Raw genomic sequence first — 26,040 nt, 5'->3', positions numbered from 1 at the left:
GCCGTACAGCCGGTCGGGCCGGGCGAGGTCGGCCGGGTAGCCGCCCGGGCGGTGGTGGTTGTCGCGGCCGGCCGCCGCGCCGCGGGAGACCTCGCGGCCGATCAGGACGCCGAGCAGGCCGAAGCCGCCGACGGCTCCGGCCAGGGCGAGTGCGCCGGCGATGGTGTCGTTGTCCATGCGCTCCACTCTGGCCGGGCGCGGCGGCGCCCACGAGTGGCAGGAATGACCGATGCCCTCGAAATCCTGCCAGCCGACGCCTTCCCCCGCGCGGGGCTCCCGGGGCATCCTGGACGGCATGCGGAACAGCGGGGGCAGGCTGCAGAACGTGGTCGCGGTGGTGCTGGAGGAGATCCACCCCTTCGAACTGGGCGTCGCCTGCGAGGTGTTCGGCCTCGACCGGACCGCCGACGGACTGCCCGGCTACGACTTCGCGATCGCCGGCGCCCGTCCGGGGTCGCACACCACCCACTCGGGCTTCACCGTGGACGTCCCGCACGGCCCCGAGCGGCTGGCCGGCGCCGACCTCGCGGTGGTCACCGCGTCGGGCGTCCGCGCGCAGTACCCCGAGCCGCTGCTGGCGGCGCTGCGCGCGGTGGTGGCGGACGGCGGCCGGGTGCTCTCCATCTGCAGCGGCGCCTTCGTCCTGGGGGCCGCCGGGCTGCTGGACGGCCGCCGCTCCGCGACGCACTGGCGGTACGGCGAGGCACTGGCCGCGCGCTTCCCGCTGACCACCGTCGAGCCGGACGTGCTGTACGTGGACGACGACCCGGTGATCACCTCCGCCGGGACGGCGGCCGGCATCGACGCCTGCCTGCACCTGGTGCGCAAGGTACAGGGCGCCGAGGTGGCCCGGGAGATCGCCCGCCGGATGGTGGTGGCGCCGCACCGGGAGGGCGGGCAGGCCCAGTTCGTCAACCGCCCGCTGCCCGAGGGCGGCGGCGACTCGCTGGCCCCGCTGCTCGACTGGATGCGCCACCACCTCGACGAGGAGTCCACCGTCGAGCAGTTGGCCGCCCGGGCGCACATGTCGCCGCGCACCTTCGCCCGCCGGTTCCGGCAGGAGACCGGGACCACCCCGCACCGCTGGCTGGTCGGGCAGCGGGTGCTGCTCGCCCAGCGGCTGCTGGAGTCCACCACCGAGCCGGTGGACGCGATCGCCGCCCGCTGCGGCTTCGGCAACGCGGCCGCGCTGCGGCACCACTTCGGCCGCCGGCTGGGCACCACGCCGCTGTCCTACCGGCGCGGCTTCGCCGATCCGTCGCTGGTGTGACGGCACCGGCGTGAGGGCGTGGGCGTTGCGGCGCCGAGACGACGGTGCGTCAGTCCTCCGCGGCCGCCAGGTGGTCGACGACGTTCCAGCGGTCCGGCCGCAGTCGCCCCTCCTGGGCCCGCCACATGCTGGTGGAGCAGTTGTGCACCGGCCCGAGCGCGACGAGCTGCTCCTCGGTGAGCCGGTCCAGCGCGTAGCGGAGCATCAGCACCGTGCAGTCGTGCGCGACCAGCAGGACGGGCCGGCCGGCCTCCTCCTCGCAGACGTCCCGCAGCAGGCTGCGCACCCGCAGCGCGACGTCGGCCCAGGACTCGCCGCCGGGCGGGCGGTAGTAGAGCTCGCCCATCTTGCGGCGCCGGGCCGCCTCCTCCGGGTGCTTGGCCTCGATGGCGGCCTTCGGCAGCATCTCCAGGACGCCGAGCTCGCGGTCGCGCAGCCGCTCGTCGTAGCGGACGGCCAGCGAGACCGGGACGGCGCCGAGCCCGGCGGCCTGGGCGAGCGCGATTCCGGCGGTCTCCGTGGTGCGCACGTACGGTGAGCACCAGACGCTGCGCGGCCGGTCGGCGCTGGGCAGGGCGGCCCACCAGCGGCCGAGCGCCCGGGCCTGCTCCCGGCCGTGCAGCGACAGCGGGATGTCGGCGTCGCGGCAGCTGATCGGGACGCTGAGCGCGCCGGCGGCCTCGGCCAGCTGGAACTCCACGTTGGCGGTGGACTCGCCGTGCCGGGTCGCGATCAGGACGGACGGCAGCCGGGTGGCCGCCGCCGGACGATGGGCCGTGAGGTGGTGGTGGCTCTGGGTGGACTGGTGCTGGCCGTTGAGGGTGGTACCGAGTTCTGCCATGGCCGCGAGCTCCCCGTGGTCGATCAGGTCCCGGCCGGTTGCCGGTCCGGTCTGGTGGTGCCCGGCGTGCACGCCTGTTCATACATATGATCGCGCCGCCTTCTCCAGTGTTCACGGAGAAGGCGGCACGATCACAGGGCGCGTACGTCGCGAATCAGTGCGCCGCTACGGGCTCCGGCGCGTTCTTCAGCTCGTCGTCGCCGGCGTCGGCGCTGTAGTCGGACGGCTTGGTCTCGTCCGGGCCCTCGGGCGCCTTGGCGGCCCGCAGCACGAGGGTGAGCGCCACCGCGACGATCAGGTTCAGCGCGAAGGCGGTCAGGCCGATGTAGCCGATCTCGCCGATGCCGGGGATCTCGGCGGCGTTGCCGCCGAAGTGCTTGGTGGCCGGGCTGGCGAGGCCGTACGCCTTCCAGGTGCCGTAGACCATGCCGGCCGCCCAGCCCGCGAACAGCGCCCAGTGGTGGAACCAGCGGGTGAACAGGCCGCCGACGATGGCGACGAAGGTCTGCAGGATCCACAGGCCGCCCAGCAGCTGCAGGTTGATCGCGGCCTGCTTGTCCATGCCGAGCACGAAGACCAGCGCGCCGACCTTCACCAGCAGCGAGACCGCCTTGGCGACGCGGGTCTCGTCGGCGGGGGTGGCGGCGGGCTTGAGCCAGTCCTTGTAGACGTTGCGGGTGAACAGGTTGGCCGCAGCGATCGACATGATGGCGGCCGGCACCAGCGCGCCGATCCCGATCGCGGCGAAGGCCACGCCGGTGAACCAGTCCGGGAACATGCTCGCGAACAGCTGCGGCACCGAGAGCTGGGCGTTGTAGGTCTTGTCGCCCTTGCCGACGCCCGCCGCGATCGCCATGAAGCCGAGCAGCGCCAGCAGGCCCAGCATCAGCGAGTACGCGGGCATGATCGCCATGTTGCGGCGCACGGTGTTGCGGGACTTGGAGGCCAGCACACCGGTCACCGAGTGCGGGTACATGAACAGGGCCATCGCAGAGCCGAGGGCCAGCGTCGCGTACGTCCACTGCTTGTCGTGCGGGACGGTCATCGCCCCCTTGGCGCCCGGTGCGCCGAACTTGTGCGCGGCCGCGTCGAAGATGTGCCCGTAGCCGCCGAGGCGGATCGGGATGTAGATCACCGCGACGATGATCACGATGTAGATCAGGGCGTCCTTGACGAAGGCGATCAGCGCCGGGGCGCGCAGGCCGGAGGAATACGTGTAGGCGGCCAGCACACCGAAGGCGATGAACAGCGGCAGGTCCTTGACGAACCAGTTGGCGTTCTCCCCGCCGCCGACGCCCAGCACGTCCAGCACCGCCTGGATGCCGACGAGCTGCAGGGCGATGTACGGCATGGTGGCCAGGATCCCGGTCAGCGCGACCACCAGGGACAGCGGCCGCGAGCCGTACCGGCCGCGGACGAAGTCGGCCGGGGTCACGTAGCCGTGCACCCGGGAGACCGACCAGAGCCGCGGCAGGAAGAGGAAGACCAGCGGGTAGGCGATGATCGTGTACGGCACGGCGAAGAACCCGGCCGCGCCGGTGGCGTACACGGCGGCCGGGACGGCGACGAAGGTGTACGCGGTGTACAGGTCGCCGCCGAGCAGGAACCAGGTCACCCAGGTCCCGAAGCTGCGCCCGCCCAGGCCCCACTCGTCCAGGTGCGCCGCGTCGTCCGCGCGGCGCCAGCGCGAGGCGAGGAAGCCCATCACGGTGACCAGGGCGAAGAACAGCACGAAGACCACGAGGGCCGGCACGTTGACGTCCTTCATCGGACACCGCCCTTCCGGGCCGCCTTGCGGGCCTTCTCGTCCCGGTTGATCAGCAGGTACGCGGCGACGGTGAAGACGGCCGACGCAGGCACCCAGAGCAGCTGGTACCAGTAGAAGAACGGAATCCCGGCCACCGCCGGGTCCGACTTGTCGTACGAGGACACCCAGAGCATCGCGACGATCGGCACGAGCAGGGCGAGACCGGCCAGCACCCGCTCGGGGGTCACCGCCGGGACGGGCGCCCCGACTGGCTCGGGCATGACATCTTCGAACGTATCGGGATCAGACGGCATCTTCGGCTCCGCTCCGGAGGGTTCTCCCCGTCGGCGCCGCAGCCCCGGGAGCACCGCACGCCCCCGCGAGCCCGCCGGGCAGCACCATCGGTGATCGGCAGTCAGTACGGCTGCGCAATCTAGAGCATGGCGTGATCCATGTCACCGGGAACGACGGAACTTCCCACCAGTCGGACGTGACCGACCGATCCCCGCCGCCGCGGGACACGAAAAACACCGTCACGGGAAGCGGAAGGCACCGGCGCGCAGGTCGCGCGCGCCGGTGCCCGTGGCGCGGTGGGGGAGTGCGTCCGCGCCGGACGCTTCAGCCGGGGCGGCACCCGCTCCGGGAGCCGTCCCGGGTGCCTGCTCCGGGCGCCTACTCCGGGCGCTTCAGGCGGGTGATGAACTTGTAGCGGTCGCCCCGGTAGATGGAGCGGACCCACTCGACCGGGTTGCCCTCGGCGTCGAAGGAGTGCCGGGACAGCTGCAGCATCGGCAGGCCGAGGTCGGAGCCGAGCAGCCCGGCCTCGCGCGGGTTGGCCAGGGTGGTCTCGATGGTCTCCTCGGCCTCGGCCACGGTGACCCCGTACACCTCGCGCAGCGCCGCGTACAGCGAGTTGTGCTTGGCCAGGTTGCGCCGCAGGGCGGGGAAGCGCTTCGCGGACAGGTGCGCGACCTCGATGGCCATCGGGTCGCCGTTGGCCAGGCGCAGCCGCTCGATCCGCAGCACGCGCCCGCCGGGCTTGATGTCGAGCAGCGGGGCGAGGTGGTCGTCGGCGGTGATGTAGCCGATCTCGATCAGCCGTGAGGCGGGTTCCAGGCCCTGGGCCCGCATGTCCTCGGTGTAGGAGGTGAGCTGCAGCGCCTGGGCGACCTTGGGCTTGGCGACGAAGGTGCCCTTGCCCTGGATGCGCTCCAGCCTGCCCTCGACGACCAGTTCCTGCAGGGCCTGGCGGACGGTGGTGCGCGAGGTGTCGAACTGGGCGGCCAGGGCGCGCTCCGGCGGGACCGGGGTGCCGGCCGGCTGGGTCTCGGTGAGCTGCAGCAGGTGGCGCTTGAGCCCGTAGTACTTGGGGACGCGCGCGGTCGGGTCGGTGCCGGCCTGGTTCGGGAGGTTCTTCACCTCGGGGTCTTCGGCCTGGGCGGTGGTTCCCCCGTCGCTGCTCATCGGACCTGTTCTCCCGCTTCTCGCAGGGCCTTCACAGGCCCCACCACATCGTTAACGGCTCACATCGTTGCATGTATGGCTGCGGAACGAATACCTCATCACGCGATGAACGATGTGCGGTGTCGGCTTGATAACGGGTGGTCGAGATCGGTCGAACAGCCGTTGACAGGCCCATTGGTCTAGGCCAAGCTCCAGGCATCTGGTCTACACCACTAGGCCGGTCACTATTCATCCCCCCACCCGTTCGAAGGGTTCCGCGGCACCGATTCCCCCGCTTTGTGTGGGTCTGCCGCTGCCGCCCGACGGGGGTAAACCAGGCATCCCTCAGGAGGATGGCGTGAAGCGTCAGCTCATCGCGGCGGTCGGCGTCGCAGCAATGGTCGTCGGCCTGGCGGCTTGCGGCTCGGACGGCAAGAAGAGTGACGGTGACTCGAAGTCGTCGTCCTCCTCGGCGGCCGACAAGTACAAGGGCAAGACGCTGAAGGTGTGGCTGATGACCGGCTCGGCCCCGAAGGGCTGGACGGACGCGGTCAAGGCGGACTTCGAGACCACCTACCCGGGCTCCAAGGTCGACTTCCAGATCCAGGAGTGGGACGGCATCGGCCCGAAGGTCACCGCCGCGCTGTCCGAGGGCTCCGTCGACGTCCTGGAGATCGGCAACACCCAGACCGCCGGTTACGCGGCCTCGGGCGGCCTGCTGGACATCACCAAGGACAAGTCCGCCCTGGGGGGCGACGGTTGGGCCGCCAACCAGAACGAGGCCGCGATCCTGGACGGCAAGCAGTACGCCGCCCCGTGGTGGGTCTCCAACCGCGTCGTCGCCTACAACAAGGACCTGTGGGCCAAGGCCGGCCTGACCGACACCCCGAAGACCCTGGACGAGTTCTACACCGACCTCGACAAGCTCAAGGGCACCGAGGGCGTCGCCGACCCGATCTACCTGCCGGGCCAGGAGTGGTACACCTACTTCGGCCTGCTGACCGGTGAGGGCGGCAAGATCGCCAAGAAGGACGGCGACAAGTGGGTCGGCGGCCTGTCCTCGCCCGAGGCGCAGAAGGCCTTCGAGACCTACAAGAAGCTGCAGGGCTACTCGGCCACCGGTCCGAAGGACAAGGACGAGGCCACCCCGCAGCAGAAGGACGTCTTCGCCAAGGGCAACGTCGGCGCCATGATCGCCCTCGGCTGGGAGCTGCCCAAGCCGGAGGAGATGGCCAAGGACAAGATCGGCTTCTTCCCGCTCCCGGGCAAGACCGCCGACAAGCCCTCCGGTGTCTTCCTCGGCGGCTCGAACCTCGCGGTCGCCTCGCAGAGCAAGAACACCGACATGGCGAAGGACTTCCTGAAGGTCGCCCTCAACGACAAGAACGAGGGCCTGGTCGCCGCTGCGGGCAACATCCCCAACAAGGCCGCGCTGAACAGCCAGATCACCGGTGACTTCGCGAAGGCCGCCCAGACGGCCGCGGCGGTCGGCGGCATCACCCCGAACACCCCGAACTGGGCCAGCGTCGAGGACAAGCCGAACCCGATCAAGGACTTCCTGACCGCCGCCCTGCAGGGCGGCGACTACGCCGCCACGGCCAAGAAGTACGACGACGAGATCGCGAAGCGGCTCAACCAGAAGCAGTAGGCATCGAGCGGCGTCGCTCACCGGCTCCCGGCGGGGGGCCGGTGGGCGGCGCCCGTCCGTCGTGGTCGGGTTGTGAGGAAGTGAGAACGATGGCTGTGCATTCAGAGCGGGTGCAGGCACCGTCCCCGGACGCGGGGGAGGCCGTGGTGGACGGGACCGGGACGACTGTCGCGGGCGGCGGTGCCGGCGGCGCCGGACCGAAGCGCACCAGACCGCCGGGCGCCCCCGGACTGGGCTCCCGCTTCGCGCCGTACCTGTTGCTGCTGCCGGCCACCCTGGCGACCATCGCCCTGCTGGGCTGGCCGCTGGTCAAGACGGTCCTGCTGTCGTTCCAGAACCTCAACAGGCGCCAGCTGGTCATGCACCTCACGGAGTGGACCGGCTTCGACAACTACAAGGAGCAGCTGACCGACCCGGACTTCTGGTCGGTCACCGGGCGCACCGTCGTCTTCACCCTGGTCAACGTGGTGCTGATCATGGTCGGCGGCACGCTGGTCGGCCTGCTGCTCAACCACCTCGGCAAGCGGATGCGCCTGGCGCTGTCGATCTCGCTGCTGATGGCCTGGGCCATGCCGGTGGTCGCCGCGACCACCGTCTACACCTGGCTGTTCGACCAGCAGTGGGGCGTCGTCAACTGGTTCCTGGACCAGCTCGGTTGGCACTCCATGGCCGACTACAACTGGCTCAGCTCGCAGTACTCGACCTTCTTCGTGGTCATCCTGCTGATCGTCTGGCAGTCGATCCCGTTCGTGGCGTTCAACATGTACGCCGCTCTGACCACCATCCCCAAGGAGCTCTACGAGGCCGCCCGGATGGACGGCGCCGGCTCCGGCAAGATCTTCAGCCTGGTGATCTTCCCCAACCTGAAGCCGTTCTTCCTCGCCACGACCTTCCTCGAAGTCATCTGGGTGTTCAAGTCCTTCACCCAGGTCTACGCGATCAACGGCGGCGGCCCCGAGAACCTGACCAGGACCCTGCCCGTGCACGCGTTCCTGGAGGGCTCGTCCGGCCAGCACTACGGCATCGGCTCCGCGATCGCGGTGCTCACCATCCTGATGCTGGGCGCGCTGATGGCGTACTACTTCCGCATCATGATCAAGCAGGAGGACGAGCTGTGAGGCGCTCTCTCTTCGGACGTACCTGGCCGAACGTGATCGCGGTCGTCCTCTTCGTCTTCTTCATCTTCCCCGTCTACTGGATGGTCGCGACCTCCTTCAAGCAGGACCGCGACATCATCAGCAAGACGCCGGTGTTCCTCCCGCTCGACGGCACGCTCGACCACTTCACCACCGCGGTCAACGCGCCGAACTTCTGGACGTACGTCGCCAACAGCGTCACCGCCACCGTCGGCGCGGTGCTGCTCTCGCTGGTGATCGCGACCCTGGCGTCCTTCGCCATCGCCCGGATGAAGTTCCGCGGCCGCAAGGCCTTCGTGCTGGTCGTCATGATCGCGCAGATGGCGCCGTGGGAGGTCATGACCATCGCGGTGTACATGATCTCCCGCGACAACGACATGCTGAACAGCCTGCTGCCGCTGACGCTCTTCTACATGATGATGGTCCTGCCCTTCACCATCTGGACGCTGCGCGGCTTCATCGCCGCGGTGCCGAAGGAGCTGGAGGAGTCGGCCATGGTGGACGGCTGCACCCGCACCCAGGCCTTCGTGAAGGTGATCTTCCCGCTGCTGGCCCCCGGCCTGATGTCGACCTCGCTGTTCGGCTTCATCACGGCGTGGAACGAGTTCCCGCTCGTCCTGATCCTGAACAAGGAGGAGGGCAAGACCCTCCCGCTGTGGCTGTCCTCCTTCAAGACGGCCTTCGGCAACGACTGGGGCGCCACCATGGCGGCGTCCACGATGTTCGCCATCCCCGTGCTGATCCTGTTCATCTTCCTGCAGCGCAAGGCGGTCGGCGGTCTGACCGACGGCGCCGTGAAGGGCTGAGTCACCGTGAGCATCCTCGTTCCCACCGTGCCGGACAGCGACCAGCTGCACCGCGACGCCCTGACCGTCCTGCAGCCCGGCTTCGTCGGCACCGAGCCGCCGCAGTGGGTGCTGCGCCACCTCGCCGCCGGGCTCGGCTCGGTCGCGCTGTTCGACCGCAACGTGGCCGACCTCGACCAGCTGTCCGCGCTCACCCGGGCGCTGCGCGCCGAGAACCCCGACCTCCTGATCGCCATCGACGAGGAGAGCGGCGACGTCACCCGGCTGGAGGCGGGCTCCGGCTCCTCCTGGCCCGGCAACCTGGCGCTCGGCGCGATCGACGACCCGGCGCTGACCAGGGACGTCGCCCGCGAGCTCGGCCGGGCGCTGGCCGCGGCCGGCGTCAACTACAACTGGGCGCCCACCGCGGACGTCAACTCCAACCCGCGCAACCCGGTCATCGGGGTCCGCTCCTTCGGCGCCGACCCCGAGCTGTGCGCCCGGCACACCGCCGCCTGGGTCGAGGGCCTGCAGTCGGCCGGCGTGGCCGCCTGCTCCAAGCACTTCCCGGGGCACGGCGACACTGCGGTGGACTCGCACCACGGCCTGCCGGTCATCGACGTCGACCTGGACGTGCTCCGGGCCCGCGACCTGATCCCGTTCCAGGCGGCGATCGCGGCCGGCACCAAGGCCGTGATGACCGCCCACATCATGATCCCGGCGCTGGACCCGAAGCTGCCGGCCACCCTCAGCCCGACCGTGCTGCGCGACCTGCTGCGCGCCGCGCCGGCCGACGGCGGCCTCGGCTACCAGGGCCTGATCGTCAGCGACGCGATCGAGATGGGCGCCATCGCCGACACCTTCGGGATGGGCGAGGGCACCGTGCTGGCCCTGGCGGCCGGCGCGGACGCGATCTGCGTCGGCGGCGGGCTCGCCGACGAGGAGACGGTCCTGATGCTGCGCGACGCCATCGTGGCGGGCGTGCGGGCCGGCCGGCTGGGCGAGGAGCGGCTGGCGGACGCCGCCGCGCGGGTCCGGGCGCTGGGCAGCTGGGGCCGGATCTCGGCCCAGGGCGAGCGGCCGGAGCCGGACCTGGCGGTCGGCCTGCGGGCCGCGCGCCGGGCGCTGAAGGTGGTCCGGGCGCCGGGCCTGGTGGCGCCTCCGGTGAGCGAGCGCCCGTACGTGGCCTCGTTCTCGGACGAGCCGAACATCGCCGTCGGCGACGTCACCCCGTGGGGTGTGGCCGGCATGCTGGCCGACCGTTTCCCCGGCACCCGCACCCGCGCGGTGTCGGCCGCCGAGGCCGCCCCGGAGCAGCTGGACGCGCTGGTCGACGAGCTGCTGGCCGGGGCCGAGGGCCGCCGCCTGGTGCTGGTGGTCCGGGACGTGCACCGCTACCCGTGGATGTCCGCCGTGCTGGGCCGCCTGGTGGCGGCCCGCCCGGACGCCGCCGTGGTCGAGATGGGGCTGCCCCAGTCCGAGCCGGTCGGCGCGCTCCACATCGCCACCCACGGCGCCGCCCGGGTCTGCGGGCTGGCGGCCGTGGAGGTGCTCACCGGGCAGCCGGGAGCGATCGGCTGAACCGACCAGGGGAACGTCACCGGCCGGAGCCGGTGGACGTCGGCCCACGGGCCCGTCATGCGCATGTCGCATGGCGGGCCCGTTTCCGTTTCCCCGGCGTTGGCCCGCGGATCCGCCGGGTGACCGTGTTCCCTCAAGTGAGCCTTAAATCCACCTTAATTTCCACTTACGGTGACGGGGCGGCGACTGATCGCCACGGGGTACAACGGCTCTGCAACGGCCTTGGTCGCAAAGGCTGTTGGCCGTTGACACCGCCATTGGTCTAGGCCAGAGTCCAGTCATCCGGTTCGAATTTCAACCTCACCGGATGTGGTATCGGCCCACCCCGAAGCACGTCGCCGCCCCCTGTCCGGACTCTCCGCTGCGGGCGCCAATCACGCTGCCGGCGGGCATCACGGCTCTCAACACCCTCGGAGGACGGCGTGAAGACGCGTCAGCTCATCTCGGCGCTCGGGACCATGGCACTGGCGGCGGGCCTGACGGCGTGTTCCTCGTCGGGCTCACCGTCGGGCGACGGCAAGGGCTCCGCCGCCTCGAAGGCCGCCACCGGCACCGTCACCGTCTGGCTGATGGACGACGCCCAGAAGAACTGGCCCGACCTCGTCCAGCGGGTCAACGACGAGTTCGCCGCGAAGTACCCGAACGTCGCCCTCAAGCTCTCGTACCAGGGCTGGGCGGACAAGGTCACCAAGCTGGACAAGGCGATCGCGGAGGGCTCCGCCCCCGACGTCGTCGAGCTGGGCAACACGGAGACCATGAAGTACGTGCTGTCCGGCGCGCTCGCCCCGGTGGACCGGACCAGCTTCGACAACTCCGACAGCTGGATCAAGGCGCTCGCCAACACCTGCACCTACCAGGACAAGCTCTGGTGCGTGCCGTACTACGCCGGCTCGCGGGTCGCCATCTACAACTCCGCGGCCTTCCAACAGGTCACCGGCAGCGCCGAGTTCCCGAAGACCGAGCCCGAACTGCTGGCCGCGCTGGACAAGGTCGCGGACAGGAACAAGGCGGACAGGACCTTCTCCCCGCTCTACCTGCCCGGCCCGTACTGGTACGCGGCGATGAGCTACGTGGCCGCGTACGGCGGCAGCATCGCCAAGTTCGACAGCGCCGGGAACTGGCACGGCACCCTGCACGACCCCAAGTCCCAGGAGGGCATCGGCCACTTCGTCGACCTGGTGCGCAAGTACAACAAGGGCGACCTGACGGTGAACGAGCAGAACCAGTTCGAGTCGATGGCCCGCGGGCACGCCGCGTCCTTCTACGGCAACGGCTACGAGGCGGCCTCCGTCACCGCGCCGGTCACCGGCGACCCGAGCCTCAAGGACGCCGTCAAGGTGGCCACCATGCCCGGCCCGGACGGCAAGCCGCTGCCGACCTTCATCGGCGGCTCCGACCTCGCCGTCACGGCCAAGTCCCCGTCGGTGGCGCTGGCGGCCGACTGGATCCGGATGTTCACCAGCAGCAAGTCCGAGCAGGCGCTGGCCGACAAGGACATCCTGCCGAACAACCTCACCCAGCTGAACCCGCTGAAGAACAAGCCGTCCACCGCCGCCGCGGCCAACGCCGTCCCGGACGCCTGGTTCACCCCGTTGGCCCCCGGCTGGGGCGCGGTCGAGAAGCAGAAGGTCATCCCGGACATGCTGAGCGCGATCCTCAAGGGCAAGTCGGTGGACCAGGCCACCAAGGAGGCCGACGCCGCGATCGACCAGCTGATCAACAAGACGTCCTGAGCCGCCCCGCCGCCGTCCGCCCTCCCGCCTCCGGGAGCGGCGGGCGGCGGGTCGGACGGAGGTCCGGAGACGGATCGCGCGCCGGGCGCGCGGGGCGCACGACGGGCGTGCGGCAGGGAAGTTCGGAGGTGCTCCGGGCCGGGCGCGCCCATAGGATTGCCGGGCACGAAGAACCGCCGCGAGTGTGCGGACTCGCCGCCGTAGAGGTCCCCGTCGGGCAGCCGCCCGGGCGGGGTCGAACCGTCTCATCGGAGGCAGACCCAGATGTCCGACCCGCACACCGCTCCCGTCCCCGGCCGGATCATGGCGGCGGAGATGGCCGAGCAGCCGGCCGTCCTCCAGCGCATCCTCGACGAGGGCGCCCCGAAGATCCGCGGGATCGCGGCCGAGATCGCCTCCCGCAACCCGCGCTTCGTCCTGCTCACCGCGCGGGGCACGTCCGACAACGCCGCGCTGTATGCCAAGTACCTGGTCGAGATCCTGCTCGGCAAGCCGGCCGGTCTGACCTCGATGTCCACCACGACCGCGTACGGCGCCAAGCCGGACCTCACCGACGTCCTGGTGATCACCGTCAGCCAGTCCGGCGGCTCGCCGGACCTGGTGGCCTCCACCAAGGCCGCCCGCGAGGCCGGCGCCATCACCCTCGCGGTCACCAACAACGCCTCCTCGCCGCTGGCCGAGGTCTCCGAGTTCCACATCGACGTGCTGGCAGGCCCGGAGAAGGCGCTGCCCGCCACCAAGACCTACACCGCCGAGCTGCTGGCGCTCTACCTGCTGGTCGAGGGCCTCGCGGAGGCCTGGGGGTACTCCCGGCGGGAGCCCGGGGAGGGCTCGGCCGCCCAGGGGCTGCCGGCCCTGGCCGCGGGCGTGCTGGAGCGGCACGCCGAGGTGCGGGCGCTGGCCGAGCGCTACCGCTTCGCCCAGCGCCTGGTCATCACCTCGCGCGGCTACGGCTACCCGACGGCCCGCGAGGCGGCGCTGAAGCTGATGGAGACCACCTACATCCCGGCCAGTCCGTTCTCCGGCGCGGACCTGCTGCACGGCCCGCTGGCCATGGTGGACAACGTCTCGCCGGTCATCGCGATCGTCCCGGACGGCAAGGGCGGCGAAGCCCTGCAGCCGGTCCTGGACCGGCTGCGCGGCCGCGGCGCGGACCTGGTGGTGATCGGCCAGCAGGCACAGGTGGACGCCGCCTCGGCGGGCTTCGTGCTGCCGGCCGGAGTGCCGGAGGAGGTGCAGCCGATCCTGGAGATCCTGCCGCTGCAGCTGCTGGCGTACGAGGTCACCATCGCCCGCGGCCAGGACCCGGACGCCCCGCGCGCCCTGGCCAAGGTCACCGAGACGAGGTAGACCGCGGTAGACCGAGGAAGACCGGCCCCGCGCGCGGACCGGCCCCCGTCCACAGCCTGTGGACGGGGGCCGGTCCGCTGAGCGGCGGAAACGTGGTCCGGGGCCGCGCGGCGGCCGGAAAGCACTACGGGCCACGGCGCCGACACGGGACCCTCAACCCGTGCGGCACCGCAGCCCGGAGCTGTCGTCGGGCGCCGGGGACGATCGAGGACTGTGCGGGGTCCTCGTTCGGCGGCGTCCGACCGAGGAGGGGCCGCGCGCGGTCAGGGCAGTTGCGCGGGGTCCGCTCCTTGGTGCTCTTTCATTGTGGACTAGACCAATCTGGGTTGTCCAGGCCGCTCGGCGAATTGGTCTAAACAACTCCGGGCCGTCGGGAGGCCGTCACGCGCCGTCCGACCGCCGGTCCGCCGCGCCCCGCCCGGACCGGCGGCGCTACCCTCGCCATGTGCCCTCGCTGAACGAACTCGTCCGCCGCCACACCACCCTCACCGGGGCCGACGTGGAATGGCTCCACATGCTGGTCTCGGAGTGGCAGCTGCTCTCCGACCTCTCCTTCGCCGACCTGGTGCTGTGGATCCCCACCTGGGACGGCATCCGCTACGTCTCGGTGGCGCAGATGCGGCCCAACACCGGGCCGACCTCCTACCAGGACGACATGGTCGGCCACCTCGTCCCGCGCGGTCGGCGCCCGCTGCTGGACGCCGCCTTCGACGAGGGCCGGATCGTGCGCGAGGGCGACCCGGAGTGGCGCGAGGAGGTCCCGGTCCGGGTCGAGTCGATCCCGGTCCGGCGCGAGGGCAAGGTGCTCGGGGTGATCGCCCGCAACACCAACCTGCTGACCGTCCGCACCCCCAGCCGGCTGGAGCTCACCTACCTGCAGAGCGCCTCCGACCTGGCCCAGATGATCGCCGCCGGCAGCTTCCCCTTCCCCGGCATCGAACAGGTCGACATGGACGCCGCCCCCCGCGTCGGCGACGGCCTGATCCGCCTGGACGCGGACGGCATCGTCACCTACGCCAGCCCCAACGCGCTCTCCGCCTACCACCGCCTCGGCCTCACCACCGACCTGGTCGGCAGCCACCTCGGCCGCACCACCGCGGACCTCGCCCCGCCGTCCCGCGGCGCCGTCCACGAGGCACTGGTGAAGGTGGCCAGCGGCTGGGCACCCCGGCAGACCGAGGTGGAGGCGCAGGGGGGAGTGGTGACCGTGCGGGCGATCCCGCTCAAGCCCAAGGGCACCCTGACCGGATCGCTGGTGCTCTGCCGCGACGTCACCGAGCTGCGCCGCCGTGACCGCGAGCTGATGACCAAGGACGCCACCATCCGGGAGATCCACCACCGGGTGAAGAACAACCTGCAGACCGTCGCGGCCCTGCTGCGGCTGCAGTCCCGCCGGATGGAGTCGGAGTCCGGCCGGGCCGCGCTGGACGAGGCGGTGCGCCGGGTGGGCTCGATCGCGATCGTGCACGAGACGCTCTCCCAGGCCCTGGACGAGCAGGTGGCCTTCGACGAGATCGCCGACCGGGTGCTGGCGATGGTGATGGAGCTGTCCCAGGACGGCCGGGTGGCGACCCGCCGCACCGGCAGCTTCGGCATCCTGTCCGCCGAGGTGGCCACCCCGCTGTCGATGGTGCTGACCGAGCTGCTGCAGAACGCCCTGGAGCACGCCTTCGGCCCGACGGCCTCCGGGAACCTGGAGGTCAGCGCGCTGCGCGGGCGGGCCCCGGCGACCGGGATGGGCTGGTCGGACAGCTGGAACGGCGGCGCCCGACCGGAGGAGTACCTGCTGATCACCGTGCAGGACGACGGCCGCGGCATGCCGGAGGGGTTCGACCCCAAGACGGCGGGCAACCTCGGCCTGCAGATCGTCCGGACGCTGGCCACCGGCGAGTTGGGCGGCACCTTCGACATGGTGGCCGGTCCGAACGGCGGTACGAAGGTGGTTCTGGAGATCCCGGTCCGCTGAGGACCCCGGTCCGCCGCGGGCCCGGTCCGCCGGGTCCGGCCCGGCTGAGATTCTGCTGAGAATCCGTTGCACGAGGGCGCTCGGCGGGGGCGCGCGTTCGGCGGAAGCGCCGGCTGCGCACTCCGGCCGCCCCGTGCCGCTTCGGCCGGACGTGGCGGGGGAGCGGCGGAGCGCGGGGAGCGAACGGTCGCGGAAACAGAAACGAGGCCCTGTCGACCGGGGGGGGGTGGGTCGACAGGGCCTCTCAACCCGTTCCGGCCGTCGGGGGGAGTCGGCCGGAACGGGGGCTCTGGGTAGAGCGACACCTCGCCGGTGCGTTGCACACGGTGAGCGCCACAGCTCCACGATATTGCTCTAAGTGAACAGTATCAAGTGGCTGGACGGGTCCGGTGTCGCAGGACCAAGCCGGGCAAGGTCCTTTGTGCGGAAGGCTTCACCAGGAGGTGCAGGGAAGCCTTTGATCATGTGTTGATCGGTACTGCGGTCACTGCTGGTGCTACGCCGTGTGATCGGCGCGATCAGGCGGTGCGGGCGCGGTTGCGGGCGGCGCGGCGCTTCATCGCACGACGCTCGTCCTCGCTCATGCCGCCCCAGACGCCGGCGTCCTGGCCGGTTTCGAGGGCCCACTGGAGGCACTGCTCCATCACCGGACAGCGGCGGCACACGGCCTTGGCTTCCTCGATCTGCAGCAGAGCAGGACCGGTGTTCCCGATCGGGAAGAACAGCTCCGGGTCCTCTTCGCGGCAGACAGCGCGGTGGCGCCAGTCCATGGTCGTCCAACTCCTCCTGCCGACGGGGGTTGCCCGGGCGGCATAATCGATGGCTTTGTGAATGTGAACGCTTTCACGAATCCCGCAACAGCAAAAGAGACCAAAGGCCTACCGGGCCCGGGTGGTCTGTGCTGGGGGGGATTCGGCGATTCGAGGGACACCCCGCGGTCGGTGCTCCGTGGTTCCGGAGTCGCCGTCGCTGCGATGTGTCCCGATCGCCATGTAGAGGTTCGCAAACCTCGGGCTCGGATACAACCCCCTTCGGGGAGGAATTTTTGATTCTTCGGTGTCGCCTAGCTCACAGCCAGTACTTCTATGGAGTGAAGGGGGCTTGTGCGTTCGAGAAGAAGGGCGAACCCCGCTTCCGGTCACACAATCACACGCAGTGCCCGCCGAACGCCTGTGAAACTGACGCGACTCCTGTCTCCAAGATGGTCGCCGTCCACCTGGAACGGGGCCGGTTCCTCTGAAACCAAGGTGAAGTGCCGGACGTCGTGGTAGGAGACGACGTGCTTCCCGGACGGGCCGACCGGCGGTGCGCCGTCGCTCGAAGGCGTGTGTGACCGCAGGATCTGACGGATCGTTCGAGCCGTACCGAACGCCGTCATCCGGGTGATGCCGAAGACGTCGAGGTCCGTGTCGAAGGAGGCGAGCGGTGAGGGGTAGACCGGGCGGTTGCCGAGGAACGTCCACGGCGAGGTGTTGCTGACTATCGACAGCACCAGCCCCGGAACGGCCTCGCGGCCCGGCAGCTCCAGGGAGACCGGGCCGGATCGGCGCTGCTCACGCTGGGTGAAGTAGTGCCGGATCGCCTGCGTGACGTAGAGGGCGTGGGTGGACTTGCGCCCGGCCCTGCGCTGCTCCTCGACCCGGCCGACCACGCCGGCGTCGAAGCCGAGGCCGGCGGTGAAGGTGAACCAGCGGTCGGGCAGGCCGTCGGTCATCGCCTTGCCCAACCCGATCGGGCGCTCCTGCTTGTGCTCCAGCGCGTGCAGCAGGGCCCCGGTGGCCTCCACCGGGTCGTTGGGCAGGCCCAGCGCGCGGGCGAACACATTGGTCGAACCGCCCGGCACCACGGCCAGTCGCGGGACCTTCTCGCCCGGGCCGTGCGCCAGCAGCCCGTTCACCACCTCGTTGACGGTGCCGTCGCCCCCCAGCGCCACCACCAGGTCGACCGTGCCGTCCTCCGCCGCCTCGCGGGCCAGGTCGCGCGCGTGGCCCCGGTACTGCGTCTCGGCCACCTCCAGCTTGAGGTCGCTGCGCAGGGCGTGGATCAGGACGTCCCTGGTCCGGCCACTGGTGGTGGTGGCCTTGTGGTTCACGACCAGGAGAGCGCGCATGGGGAAAGCCTACGGGGCGGTACGGACCAACCGGCGGCTACCCTGCTGGAGTGACCGCAGAAACCTCCGCACCCGTACCCGCGGCCGACTCCGGCCGTCCGGCGTCCCTGACCCTGGGCGCCGCCATCACCGCCCTGGAGGGCGCCGCGCTGGCCGTCGTCGGCGTCTGGGACATGGTGGCCGCGCTGTCCGGCCAGTCCAAGCAGCTCGCCCTGAACGAGTTCGGCGGCGTGGTCATCGTGCTGCTCGGCGTGCTGCCGGTGCTGGCCGCCCGCGCGCTGCTGAAGGAGCGCCGCTGGGGCCGCAGCCCGGCGGTGCTGACCAACTCGATCTGCCTGCCGGTCGCCTACTACATGTTCCAGAGCGGCGGCACGATGATCGCCGTGGGCGCGCTGGTCGGCCTGCTCGGGCTGGTGGGCATCGGCTCGCTGCTGAACCCGAAGTCGACGGCGGCCCTGTACGCCCCGTCCGAGGACTGAGCGCACAGGGCCGCCGGAGGGCCGGACGGCCGCGCAGCCGGAGCTGAGCGGCCGTCAGTCCTACTCCTCCACCAGCAGCTTCTCCCGCAGCTGGGCCAACGTCCGGGCGAGCAGCCGGGACACGTGCATCTGGGAGATCCCCACCTCGGCGGCGATCTGCGACTGGGTCATGTTCCGGAAGAACCGCAGCACCAGGATCTTCTGCTCCCGGGGCGGCAGTTGGGCCAGCAGCGGCTTGAGCGACTCGCGGTACTCGACGCCCTCCAGCGCCTCGTCGGTCGCGCCCAGGGTGTCCGCGACGGCCGGCGACTCGTCGTCGCTGTCCGGCACGTCCAGGGACAGCGTGGAGTACGCGTTGGCGGACTCCAGGCCCTCCAGGACGTCCTCCTCGGAGATCCCCAGGTGCTCGGCCAGCTCGTGCACCGTGGGGGAGCGGCCGTGCCGCTGGGAGAGCTCGCTGGTCGCCGTGGTGAGCGACAGCCGCAGCTCCTGCAGACGGCGCGGGACACGCACCGCCCAGCCCTTGTCGCGGAAGTGCCGCTTGATCTCCCCGACGATGGTCGGCGTCGCGTAGGTGGAGAACTCGACCCCGCGCTCGTGGTCGAAGCGGTCCACCGACTTGATCAGGCCGATGGTGGCGACCTGGGTGAGGTCGTCCAGCGGCTCGCCCCGGTTGCGGAAGCGCCGGGCCAGGTGCTCGACCAGCGGGATGTGCATCCGCACCAGCTGGTTGCGCAGCTCGACCCGCTCCGGCGAGCCCTCGGGCAGCGCCGACAGGCGGACGAACAGGGCGCGGGCGGCCTCCCGGTCCGGGGCGCCGGAGCGGTGCGCGCCCTGCGCGGGCACGGCGCCGTGCAGCTCAGCCTCGGCCGTCTCGTCCGCCCGGTCCGCCGGCTCCGGCGGGGGGACGGAGTCGGGCGTCGGCTCAGACGTCGGCTCGGTCGGGTGGCTCATCCGGTGGGCGTCCTTCGGGTGCGCTTCGTCGTTGGCGGCGAGGCCGGGAACGCTCGCCTGGGTCGGTACGGCAGGTCCCGCCGTCGCGAGGCCGGTACGGTCCAGATCACTCACGGCCATTCCCCCGTTCCGTTCCGGGAGCACCGGGGCCGCGGCCCCGGAATCGTCTCGTTGGTCGTACCGCCCGGAGGCGGTACCGGGAGCCGTCCGCCCGGCCCCGGGAGGGGGTGCGGCGGACGGCCCTTGCGCGGGTGCTGCTCGGTCTGTGCGGTGCGGTCCGGCGCCCGGCTAGTGGGCCGTGGACCCGCCGCGCTTCTTGTGCAGGCTGATCGACACGGTGTTGTCCTCGCCGACCGAGGAGTCGACCTCGCCGGCCAGCGCGGAGAGCACCGTCCAGGCGAAGGTGTCCCGCTCGGGGGCCTTGCCGTCGGTGGTCGGGGCGGCGACGGTCACCTTCAGCGAGTCGCCGACCAGGCGGAACTCGCAGGAAAGGACGGAGCCCGGCACCGCCTGCTGCAGCAGGATGGCGCAGGCCTCGTCGACCGCGATCCGCAGGTCCTCGATCTCGTCGAGGGTGAAATCCAGCCGGGCCGCCAGCCCGGCCGTCGCTGTTCGCAGCACGGAGAGGTAGGCCCCCGCCGCGGGGAGCCGGACCTCCACGAAATCCTGAACACCGAGATCGCCGTCGATCTGGGACACCCTTGCCTCCTGGGTGACGCGCTGTGCTTGCTTGGTACCCCGCTTGTTACCCCTGCTTGCCGCCTCTCAAAGGAGGCACCGGGGTTGCGGGTCCGCCATCACTCTGCCTGCCCTGTTGCACCCCGGTTCGGGGTTACTCATGGTAAGGCATTGCGACGCAGGGTGGCAGACCCTTTCCCGGACTCCGTCGGTCCGCTCAGCGGCGGCCGGCGGCGGCGAGTGCCTCGTCGGTGAGCCGGTACACGGTCCACTCGTCCATCGGCACCGCACCGATCGACTTGTAGAAGTCGATCGACGGCTGGTTCCAGTCCAGCACCGACCACTCCACCCGGGAGTAGCCGCGCTCCACGGCGATCCGGGCGAGCTCCAGCAGCAGGGCCTTGCCGTGGCCGCCGCCGCGCGCCTCCGGGCGGACGTACAGGTCCTCCAGGTAGATCCCGTGGGTGCCGCGCCAGGTCGAGAAGTTGCGGAACCAGAGGGCGAAGCCCACCGGCTCCCCGGTGGTCCCGTCCTCGGCGATCAGGCCGAACACGGCCGGATCGGCGCCGAACAGGGCCTCGCGCAGCTGCTCCTCGGTGGCCACGGCCTCGTGCGGGGCCTTCTCGTACTCCGCGAGCTCACGGATCATGGCGTGGATGACGGGAACGTCGGTGGCGACTGCGGTGCGGATCATGCCAGCGAGCCTACTGCTCGGGCCCCGTCTCGTCCCAGGCCTGGACGGAGGTCTGATCGACGATCCTTCCGTCCCGCAGGTCGGCCATCGAGGCCATCAGCACCCGGACGCCGTCCGGGTAGCGGCAGGACTCCAGGAAGGCGACGTGGTCGTCCTGGACCACCACCTGCTCCAGCTTGTGGGTCATCTCGCGGCCGTAGATGTCGCTCAGCATGGCGCCGATCTCCTCCAGCCCGTGCATCACCAGGGGGTGGCTGGGCTGGGTCTTCCGGTCGACCACGCGCAGTTCGGCGTCCTCCGCGTAGAGCGCCAGGAGGGCGTCGGCGTCGCAGCGTTCGATGCCCTCGCGCAGGGCGCGGGTGTCGAAGGCGGCGGGGGCCGCCATGGTGGTCATGATTCGCTCCTCCGGTCGGGGTCCGTCGGCTCGTACCTAGAGCCTACGCCCGGCACCACCGACCGGAGGGGCCGGAGACCGGGCCGCTCAGCGGGCCGGCACGGTGCGCAGGTACTCGGCCAGGGTGCCGATCGCGGCCGGGTTGCGCGGGCTCTCCACCAGGTCGACGTAGTCCAGTACGAAGATCCGGTCGTTCCTGATCGCGGAGACGCCGGCCAGCGGCGGGAACGACTTCAGGAACTTCCGCTTCTCCTCGGCGTCCGGGGTCGCGTAGTCGTTGATCACGATCACCTCGGGGTCGCGCTGCACCACGCTCTCCCAGCCGGCGGTGACCCAGGTGTCGGCGAGGTCGCCCATGATGTTGGTGCCGCCGGCCTTGGCGATGATCTCGTCGGCGGCGGCGAACTTCCCGGCGGTGTACGGCTTGTCCTGCCCGCTGTCGTACAGGAAGACGGACGGGCGGCGCTCGGGCTGCGGGACGGCGGCGATCCGGGCCCTGGAGTCGGCGATCAGCCGGTCGGCGCGGTCCTTGACGTCGAAGATCTCGCCGAGGTTGGCCAGGTCCGTGTAGAGCGCGTCCAGCGGGTCCATCACGCCGCGTTCGGTGCCCCTGCCGCTGCGGCAGGACTCGCTGAGCACGTACGAGTCGATGCCGAGGGCCTTGAACGCCTGCGGGGTGACGCCGCTGCCCTCGTCGAAGCCGTAGTGCCAGCCGGCCAGCACCAGGTCGGCCCTGGCGTCCAGGGCGATCTCCTTGGTGAGCACCTTCCTGGAGAGCCAGGCGGTCTGCTGGTAGCCGTCCTTCCACGGCACCTTGTCGACCCGGCCCTTGTCGTCGGGCATGACGTAGCCGGCCATCCGGTCGGCCAGGCCGAGGGAGAGCATCAGTTCGGTGATGTTGACGTCGTTGGTGACCACCCGGGCCGGCTTCTGCGGGAAGGTCAGCTCCTCGCCGCAGTTCTGCACGGTCACCGGGTAGTGGGCGGAGCCGGTCGAGGCCTGCCGGGGGGCGATCTCCGCGCCGCAGGCGGTGAGTCCGAGGACGAGCAGGGTGGCGGCGGCAACGGCCTTGGTGCGCACGGTGGTTCCTTCGGTGGTTCAGGCGTCGGGGGTACGGGCGTCGGGGGTACGGGCGTCGGGGGTACGGGCGTCGGCGGTCCGGGTCCCGGGCGTCCGGGTGTCGAGGGAGCGGTCGAGGCGGTCGAACAGCAGTTGGAGGGCGCCGGTCTCCGGGTGCCGGACCGGCGTGGCCCGGACACCGAACACCTCGGCCAGCAGGGCGGGCCGGAGCACCTCGGCGGGCGGTCCGGAGGCCACGATCCGGCCGGCCCGCAGGACGTACAGCAGGTCGCAGTGGCTCGCCGCCAGGTTGAGGTCGTGCAGCGCGACGAGCACCGTCGGGCCGGCCTCGCGGGCCAGCGCCAGGACCTCCAACTGGTGGGCGACGTCGAGGTGGTTGGTGGGTTCGTCGAGCACCAGCAGGCGCGGCTCCTGGACCAGCGCGCGGGCGAACAGCACCCGCTGCTTCTCGCCCCCGGACAGGCTCAGGAAGCCCCGTCCGGCGAGGTGCCCGGCCCGGACCTTCGCCAGGGCGCCGGCGCAGCGCTCCCGGTCCGCGTCGGTCGGGGCGCCGAGGCCGCGCCGGTACGGCAGCCGGCCCATGGCGACCACCTCGGCCACCGTGAAGTCGAACTCGGCGGAGTGCTCCTGGGTCAGCGCGGCCACCCGCCGGGCCGTCTCCCGCGCGGAGAGCGCGTGCAGGTCGTCGCCGTCGAGCCGGACGGCCCCGCCGGTGGGCTTCAGCACCCGGTAGACGCAGCGCAGCAGGGTCGACTTGCCGCTGCCGTTCGGTCCGACCAGGCCGACCACCTGCCCGGCGGCGGCCGCCAGGCTCACCTCGTGGACGATCCGGGTGCCGGCCGACTCCACCGAGACGGTGTCGACGCCGAGGTCCTGGGCCTTCGCCCGGTCGGGCCGGGCGGTCGAGCCGGCCGGGGCGGCCGGGGCGGCCGGGCCGGTCGTACGGATGGCATCGGTCGTACCGATCGCGTCGGTCACCGTCGGCCTCCGAAGGCGTGGCCGCGCCGACGCATCATCAGCAGGAAGGCGGGCACGCCGAGCACGGCGGTGAACACCCCGACGGGCAGTTCGGCGGGTGCCAGCAGGGTGCGGGAGGCGATGTCCACCCAGACCAGCAGCAGCGCCCCGGCGAGCGGGGCGACCAGCAGCACCCGGCGATGCCCGGCGCCGACCAGCATCCGGGCCACGTGCGGCACCAGCAGCCCGACGAAGCCGATCGCACCGCTGACCGCGACCACCGTGCCGGTGACGGCGGCGGTCACCACGAACAGTTCACGGCGCATCCGGTCCGGGTCCACACCGAGCGAGGCGGAGGTCTCGTCGCCCATGGCGAGCGCGTCCAGCCGTCCGGCGGCGCAGCCGAGGTGGGCGAGCCCGGCCAGGACGGTGCAGGCGGCGATCGGCACCGAGCCCCAGGTGGCACCGCCGAGGCTGCCGAGCAGCCACATCATCGCGTTCCGGGCGGCGTCGCCGCGGTCGGCGGCGAAGACCATCAGGGTGGTGGCGGCGGCGAAGCCGTAGGAGAGGGCGGTGCCGGTGAGCACCAGCCGCAGCGGCGTGAGCCCGTACGCGGTGCGGGCTGCGAGGTAGACCAGCGTCATCGCGAGCAGTGCGGAGCCGAAGGCGGAGGCGGAGATCGCCCACACCCCGAGCGAGGCGAAGGCGCCGAACAGCAGGACGGCGTTGGCGCCGACGGCCGCGCCGGAGGAGATGCCGAGGACGAAGGGGTCGGCGAGGGCGTTGCGCACCAGCGCCTGGACGGCGACCCCGGTGGCGGCCAGCCCGGCGCCGACCACGGCGGCCAGGACGGTGCGCGGCAGCCGGATCTCCCAGACGATGGCGTACGCGGCCGCCTCGTCGGCCTCCAGCCGACCGCCCGTCAGTCCGGCGCCCAGCAGCCGCAGTACGTGCGGGAGCCCGATCCCGGAGGAGCCCAGCGCGACCCCGCAGACCAGCGACAGCAGCAGGGCGGCGCCGAGGCCGACGGTGAGCGGGAGCACGGGTGTCCGGTGGACGGACGGGCCGCCGGCTACGCGGGTCACGGGTGCGCGGGTCATGGGTGCGCGGGTCACGGATGCGCCTTGCCTCGGGCCGCGGGTGCGCCGGGGCGGGCGCCGGCCGGGGGCGTGCCCGGGCGCCGTCCCCCTCGCAGTCCACGGCGAGTTCTCGGGAGTCCAACGGCCGAGGGCGATCGGGCTGGCGCGGCCGCACCGCGGGTGCGGGCCGTGCTCACCGTTGCGGGTCAGCGCCGGATTCTCACCGGACTTCCCCCTCGGACGCCCTGGCAGCATAACAGGCACTCAGGGTAGGCAACCCTTACCGAGGTCGGGTCGGGTGTGAACGCACGACCGCCCCCGTCCGGCGGTGCGGACGGGGGCGGTCGGGTGGCGACGCGTCAGGCTCAGGCCTGCTTGGTCTCCCAGAAGATCTTGTCGACCTCGGCGATCAGGTCCAGCAGGGCCTGGCCGGTGGCCGGGTCGGTGGACGCCTTGGTGGCCGAGGCGGCCTTCAGGGTGTCGTTGATCAGCTGGTGCAGCTGCGGGTACTTCTCGAAGTGCGGGGCCTTGAAGTAGTCGCTCCACAGCACCGAGATGTGGTGCTTGACGGCCTCGGCGCGCTGCTCCTTGATGATGACGGCGCGGGCACGGAAGTGCGGGTCCTCGTTGGCCTGGTACTTCTCCTGGGTGGCCTTGACCGACTCGGCCTCGATCCGGGCCTGCGCCGGGTCGTACACGCCACAGGGCAGGTCACAGTGGGCGTGAGCGGTGGCACGCGGTGCAAACAGACGAGAGAACATGGGAGTCCTTCCTTAGATCGTCTTCCCGCGCCCGAGATTACCCTTCCGCCCTCGTGGTTTCGCGATCGGGCGGTGGGCCTAGGGCAAAAGGCGGACCCGGAACCGGGGTAATCCGGACACCGAACAGGTGACGGTCCGTACGGCAGACTGGGGGCGGGCGTGCGGGAGGAGGAGTCGTGGCACGGAGCGCGGAACCGGAGGGCCGGACCGGGGGCGGCGTGTTGCCGTTCGGGGTCGTCGACGTGGCGGGCCCGTCGATGGTCCCGACCCTGCGCGAGGGCGACCGGCTGCTGGTCCGCTACGGCGCGCCGATCCGGCCGGGCGCGGTGGTGCTCTTCCGCCACCCCTTCCAGCAGGACCTGCTGGTGGTGAAGCGGGCCGCCGGGCGCCGGCCCGGCGGGTGGTGGCTGCTGTCCGACAACCGTCCGGTGGACAGCGACAGCCGCAGCTACGGCGCGGTCCCGGACGAGCTGGTGCTCGGCCGGGTGCTGCTGCGGCTGAGCCCGCGCCCGTCCTGGCTGGCGCCGGGCCGCCGGCTGGAGCGGCTGCTGCTCGCCCCGCGGCTGGCCCGGGTGCCGGGCCTGGCCCGCCGCCTCGGCGCCTGGGTGGAGGACGTCTAGCGCCTACTGCCCGCCGCCCAGCGCGGCCTCCGCCTCCTGGCGCTTGCGGGCCCGGTAGGCGGCGACGTTGGCCCGGGTCGCACAGCGGTCCGAGCAGTAGCGGCGGGAGCGGTTGGTCGAGGTGTCCAGGTAGGCGTTGCGGCAGGGCGCGGCCTGGCAGATGCCCAGCCGGTCGCCGCCCAGCTCGGTGAGGTGGACGGCCAGGCCCATGCAGGCGACCGCGCTGAAGTGCGCGGTGGCGGTCGGCGAGTTGTCGGCCAGGTGCAGGTGCCAGCGGGGCCGTCCGGCGTCGTCCAGGTAGTCGTGCCCGGAGATCAGCGGGCTGACGGGGTACTCCATCAGCAGGCTGTTCAGCAGGTCGACGCCGCGGGTCTCGTCCCCGTCGGCGGCGGCCTCGAAGACCCCGCGCAGCCGGGTCCGCACGGCCCGCAGCCGGGGCAGGTCGGACTCGTCGGCGAGCGCGGCGGCCCGGGAGGAGTCGGAGAACAGGGCGCGCACCGCGTCCACGGAGGTCAGCGTGTCGGTGCCGCGCTCCGGCTCCTCGGTGTTCACCAGCCGAACGGCGAGGTCGGCGTACGAGGCGAGCTCCACGGCGGTCCTTCCAGAGAATCGGTAACGGGCTGACTGCTTCCAGCCTATTACCCGAGTGGGGAAAACACCAGCATCCGGTAGCGCGGCTGGCTGGCGCCGTCCAGGTCGGCGACCAGCAGGGACTTGTCGACCAGCGACAGCAG

The 26,040-nt window shown here is 71.5% G+C and carries 25 protein-coding genes; 10 read left to right on the top strand and 15 right to left on the bottom strand.

Features of this window, described 5'->3' with window-relative positions; translation table 11 throughout:
* Positions 1 to 295: 295 nt before the first annotated feature.
* The gene (locus tag ABT048_RS21240) at positions 296 to 1,270 is read left to right on the top strand and encodes a helix-turn-helix domain-containing protein (RefSeq protein ID WP_350522987.1); all 975 of its coding nucleotides are present in this window, start codon (positions 296 to 298) and stop codon (positions 1,268 to 1,270) included.
* A 49-nt stretch (positions 1,271 to 1,319) separates the two neighbouring features.
* Here the strand turns inward: ABT048_RS21240 and ABT048_RS21235 are convergent, their stop codons facing one another.
* The 4 genes from ABT048_RS21235 to ABT048_RS21220 all read right to left on the bottom strand — a co-directional run bounded on the left by ABT048_RS21235 (position 1,320) and on the right by ABT048_RS21220 (position 5,322).
* On the bottom strand, positions 1,320 to 2,111 hold the full coding sequence (locus ABT048_RS21235; protein ID WP_350522986.1) for a histidine phosphatase family protein: 792 nt from the start codon (positions 2,109 to 2,111) through the stop codon (positions 1,320 to 1,322).
* 154 nt (positions 2,112 to 2,265) lie between these two features.
* Positions 2,266 to 3,879 carry a monocarboxylate uptake permease MctP gene (gene mctP / locus ABT048_RS21230; protein WP_350522985.1) on the bottom strand — a complete coding sequence of 538 codons (1,614 nt, stop codon included), beginning with the start codon at positions 3,877 to 3,879 and terminating at the stop codon, positions 2,266 to 2,268.
* Positions 3,876 to 4,139, bottom strand: coding sequence for a DUF3311 domain-containing protein (locus ABT048_RS21225; RefSeq protein ID WP_350522984.1), 264 nt, complete (start codon positions 4,137 to 4,139; stop codon positions 3,876 to 3,878). Before ABT048_RS21225 ends, mctP begins: the two co-directional genes overlap by 4 nt.
* Before the next feature lie 391 nt (positions 4,140 to 4,530).
* The gene (locus tag ABT048_RS21220) at positions 4,531 to 5,322 is read right to left on the bottom strand and encodes a GntR family transcriptional regulator (RefSeq protein WP_350522983.1); all 792 of its coding nucleotides are present in this window, start codon (positions 5,320 to 5,322) and stop codon (positions 4,531 to 4,533) included.
* A gap of 337 nt (positions 5,323 to 5,659) precedes the next feature.
* Here ABT048_RS21220 and ABT048_RS21215 point away from each other — a divergent pair, with 337 nt between their 5' ends.
* From ABT048_RS21215 to ABT048_RS21185, 7 genes are all read left to right on the top strand, one after another.
* Complete coding sequence (locus ABT048_RS21215) at positions 5,660 to 6,949, top strand: extracellular solute-binding protein (protein WP_350522982.1); 1,290 nt, start codon at positions 5,660 to 5,662, stop codon at positions 6,947 to 6,949.
* 89 nt (positions 6,950 to 7,038) lie between these two features.
* On the top strand, positions 7,039 to 8,067 hold the full coding sequence (locus tag ABT048_RS21210; RefSeq protein WP_350522981.1) for a carbohydrate ABC transporter permease: 1,029 nt from the start codon (positions 7,039 to 7,041) through the stop codon (positions 8,065 to 8,067).
* Entirely contained in the window at positions 8,064 to 8,891 is an 828-nt protein-coding gene (locus tag ABT048_RS21205) for a carbohydrate ABC transporter permease (RefSeq protein WP_350522980.1), read from the top strand. Before ABT048_RS21210 ends, ABT048_RS21205 begins: the two co-directional genes overlap by 4 nt.
* A gap of 6 nt (positions 8,892 to 8,897) precedes the next feature.
* Complete coding sequence (locus ABT048_RS21200; protein ID WP_350522979.1) at positions 8,898 to 10,451, top strand: glycoside hydrolase family 3 protein; 1,554 nt, start codon at positions 8,898 to 8,900, stop codon at positions 10,449 to 10,451.
* A gap of 458 nt (positions 10,452 to 10,909) precedes the next feature.
* The gene (locus tag ABT048_RS21195; RefSeq protein WP_502894050.1) at positions 10,910 to 12,184 is read left to right on the top strand and encodes an extracellular solute-binding protein; all 1,275 of its coding nucleotides are present in this window, start codon (positions 10,910 to 10,912) and stop codon (positions 12,182 to 12,184) included.
* Between the two features lie 264 nt (positions 12,185 to 12,448).
* Positions 12,449 to 13,534, top strand: a complete 1,086-nt coding sequence (locus ABT048_RS21190; RefSeq protein WP_350522977.1) for an SIS domain-containing protein — start codon at positions 12,449 to 12,451, stop codon at positions 13,532 to 13,534.
* A 445-nt stretch (positions 13,535 to 13,979) separates the two neighbouring features.
* Positions 13,980 to 15,500 carry a sensor histidine kinase gene (locus tag ABT048_RS21185; protein ID WP_350522976.1) on the top strand — a complete coding sequence of 507 codons (1,521 nt, stop codon included), beginning with the start codon at positions 13,980 to 13,982 and terminating at the stop codon, positions 15,498 to 15,500.
* A 518-nt stretch (positions 15,501 to 16,018) separates the two neighbouring features.
* Here ABT048_RS21185 and ABT048_RS21180 read toward each other — a convergent pair.
* Positions 16,019 to 16,270, bottom strand: a complete 252-nt coding sequence (locus tag ABT048_RS21180) for a WhiB family transcriptional regulator (RefSeq protein WP_014138019.1) — start codon at positions 16,268 to 16,270, stop codon at positions 16,019 to 16,021.
* A gap of 368 nt (positions 16,271 to 16,638) precedes the next feature.
* On the bottom strand, positions 16,639 to 17,610 hold the full coding sequence (locus tag ABT048_RS21175) for a diacylglycerol/lipid kinase family protein (protein WP_350522975.1): 972 nt from the start codon (positions 17,608 to 17,610) through the stop codon (positions 16,639 to 16,641).
* A gap of 50 nt (positions 17,611 to 17,660) precedes the next feature.
* Here ABT048_RS21175 and ABT048_RS21170 point away from each other — a divergent pair, with 50 nt between their 5' ends.
* Positions 17,661 to 18,089: a hypothetical protein gene (locus ABT048_RS21170; RefSeq protein WP_350522974.1), complete on the top strand. Its 429-nt coding sequence runs from the start codon at positions 17,661 to 17,663 to the stop codon at positions 18,087 to 18,089.
* Positions 18,090 to 18,149: 60 nt separating this feature from the next.
* Here the strand turns inward: ABT048_RS21170 and ABT048_RS21165 are convergent, their stop codons facing one another.
* The 8 genes from ABT048_RS21165 to sodN all read right to left on the bottom strand — a co-directional run bounded on the left by ABT048_RS21165 (position 18,150) and on the right by sodN (position 24,686).
* Entirely contained in the window at positions 18,150 to 19,163 is a 1,014-nt protein-coding gene (locus ABT048_RS21165) for an RNA polymerase sigma factor SigF (RefSeq protein ID WP_350522973.1), read from the bottom strand.
* A 168-nt stretch (positions 19,164 to 19,331) separates the two neighbouring features.
* A complete protein-coding gene (locus ABT048_RS21160) occupies positions 19,332 to 19,742 on the bottom strand; it encodes an ATP-binding protein (protein WP_218203464.1) in 411 nt (136 codons plus the stop codon).
* A 196-nt stretch (positions 19,743 to 19,938) separates the two neighbouring features.
* Positions 19,939 to 20,415, bottom strand: coding sequence for a GNAT family N-acetyltransferase (locus ABT048_RS21155; RefSeq protein WP_350522972.1), 477 nt, complete (start codon positions 20,413 to 20,415; stop codon positions 19,939 to 19,941).
* Positions 20,416 to 20,425: 10 nt separating this feature from the next.
* Positions 20,426 to 20,809: a nuclear transport factor 2 family protein gene (locus ABT048_RS21150; protein ID WP_350522971.1), complete on the bottom strand. Its 384-nt coding sequence runs from the start codon at positions 20,807 to 20,809 to the stop codon at positions 20,426 to 20,428.
* 87 nt (positions 20,810 to 20,896) lie between these two features.
* Complete coding sequence (locus tag ABT048_RS21145; RefSeq protein ID WP_350522970.1) at positions 20,897 to 21,889, bottom strand: ABC transporter substrate-binding protein; 993 nt, start codon at positions 21,887 to 21,889, stop codon at positions 20,897 to 20,899.
* Between the two features lie 18 nt (positions 21,890 to 21,907).
* Positions 21,908 to 22,738: an ABC transporter ATP-binding protein gene (locus ABT048_RS21140; RefSeq protein WP_350523032.1), complete on the bottom strand. Its 831-nt coding sequence runs from the start codon at positions 22,736 to 22,738 to the stop codon at positions 21,908 to 21,910.
* A 125-nt stretch (positions 22,739 to 22,863) separates the two neighbouring features.
* Complete coding sequence (locus ABT048_RS21135) at positions 22,864 to 23,946, bottom strand: FecCD family ABC transporter permease (RefSeq protein ID WP_350522969.1); 1,083 nt, start codon at positions 23,944 to 23,946, stop codon at positions 22,864 to 22,866.
* Between the two features lie 344 nt (positions 23,947 to 24,290).
* Entirely contained in the window at positions 24,291 to 24,686 is a 396-nt protein-coding gene (gene sodN / locus ABT048_RS21130) for a superoxide dismutase, Ni (RefSeq protein ID WP_350522968.1), read from the bottom strand.
* A 257-nt stretch (positions 24,687 to 24,943) separates the two neighbouring features.
* Between sodN and sodX the strand changes: the two genes are divergently transcribed.
* Positions 24,944 to 25,306, top strand: a complete 363-nt coding sequence (sodX, locus tag ABT048_RS21125) for a nickel-type superoxide dismutase maturation protease (RefSeq protein WP_396544727.1) — start codon at positions 24,944 to 24,946, stop codon at positions 25,304 to 25,306.
* Positions 25,307 to 25,309: 3 nt separating this feature from the next.
* Here sodX and ABT048_RS21120 read toward each other — a convergent pair whose 3' ends face one another.
* Complete coding sequence (locus tag ABT048_RS21120; protein WP_350522966.1) at positions 25,310 to 25,897, bottom strand: CGNR zinc finger domain-containing protein; 588 nt, start codon at positions 25,895 to 25,897, stop codon at positions 25,310 to 25,312.
* Positions 25,898 to 26,040 lie beyond the last annotated feature (143 nt).

Origin of the sequence: Kitasatospora sp. NPDC096140, from assembly GCF_040303045.1 — a bacterium.
GTDB lineage: Bacteria > Actinomycetota > Actinomycetes > Streptomycetales > Streptomycetaceae > Kitasatospora.
Note: the sequence above shows the minus strand (reverse complement) of the source record. Positions and strands in the feature narration are given on the sequence as shown.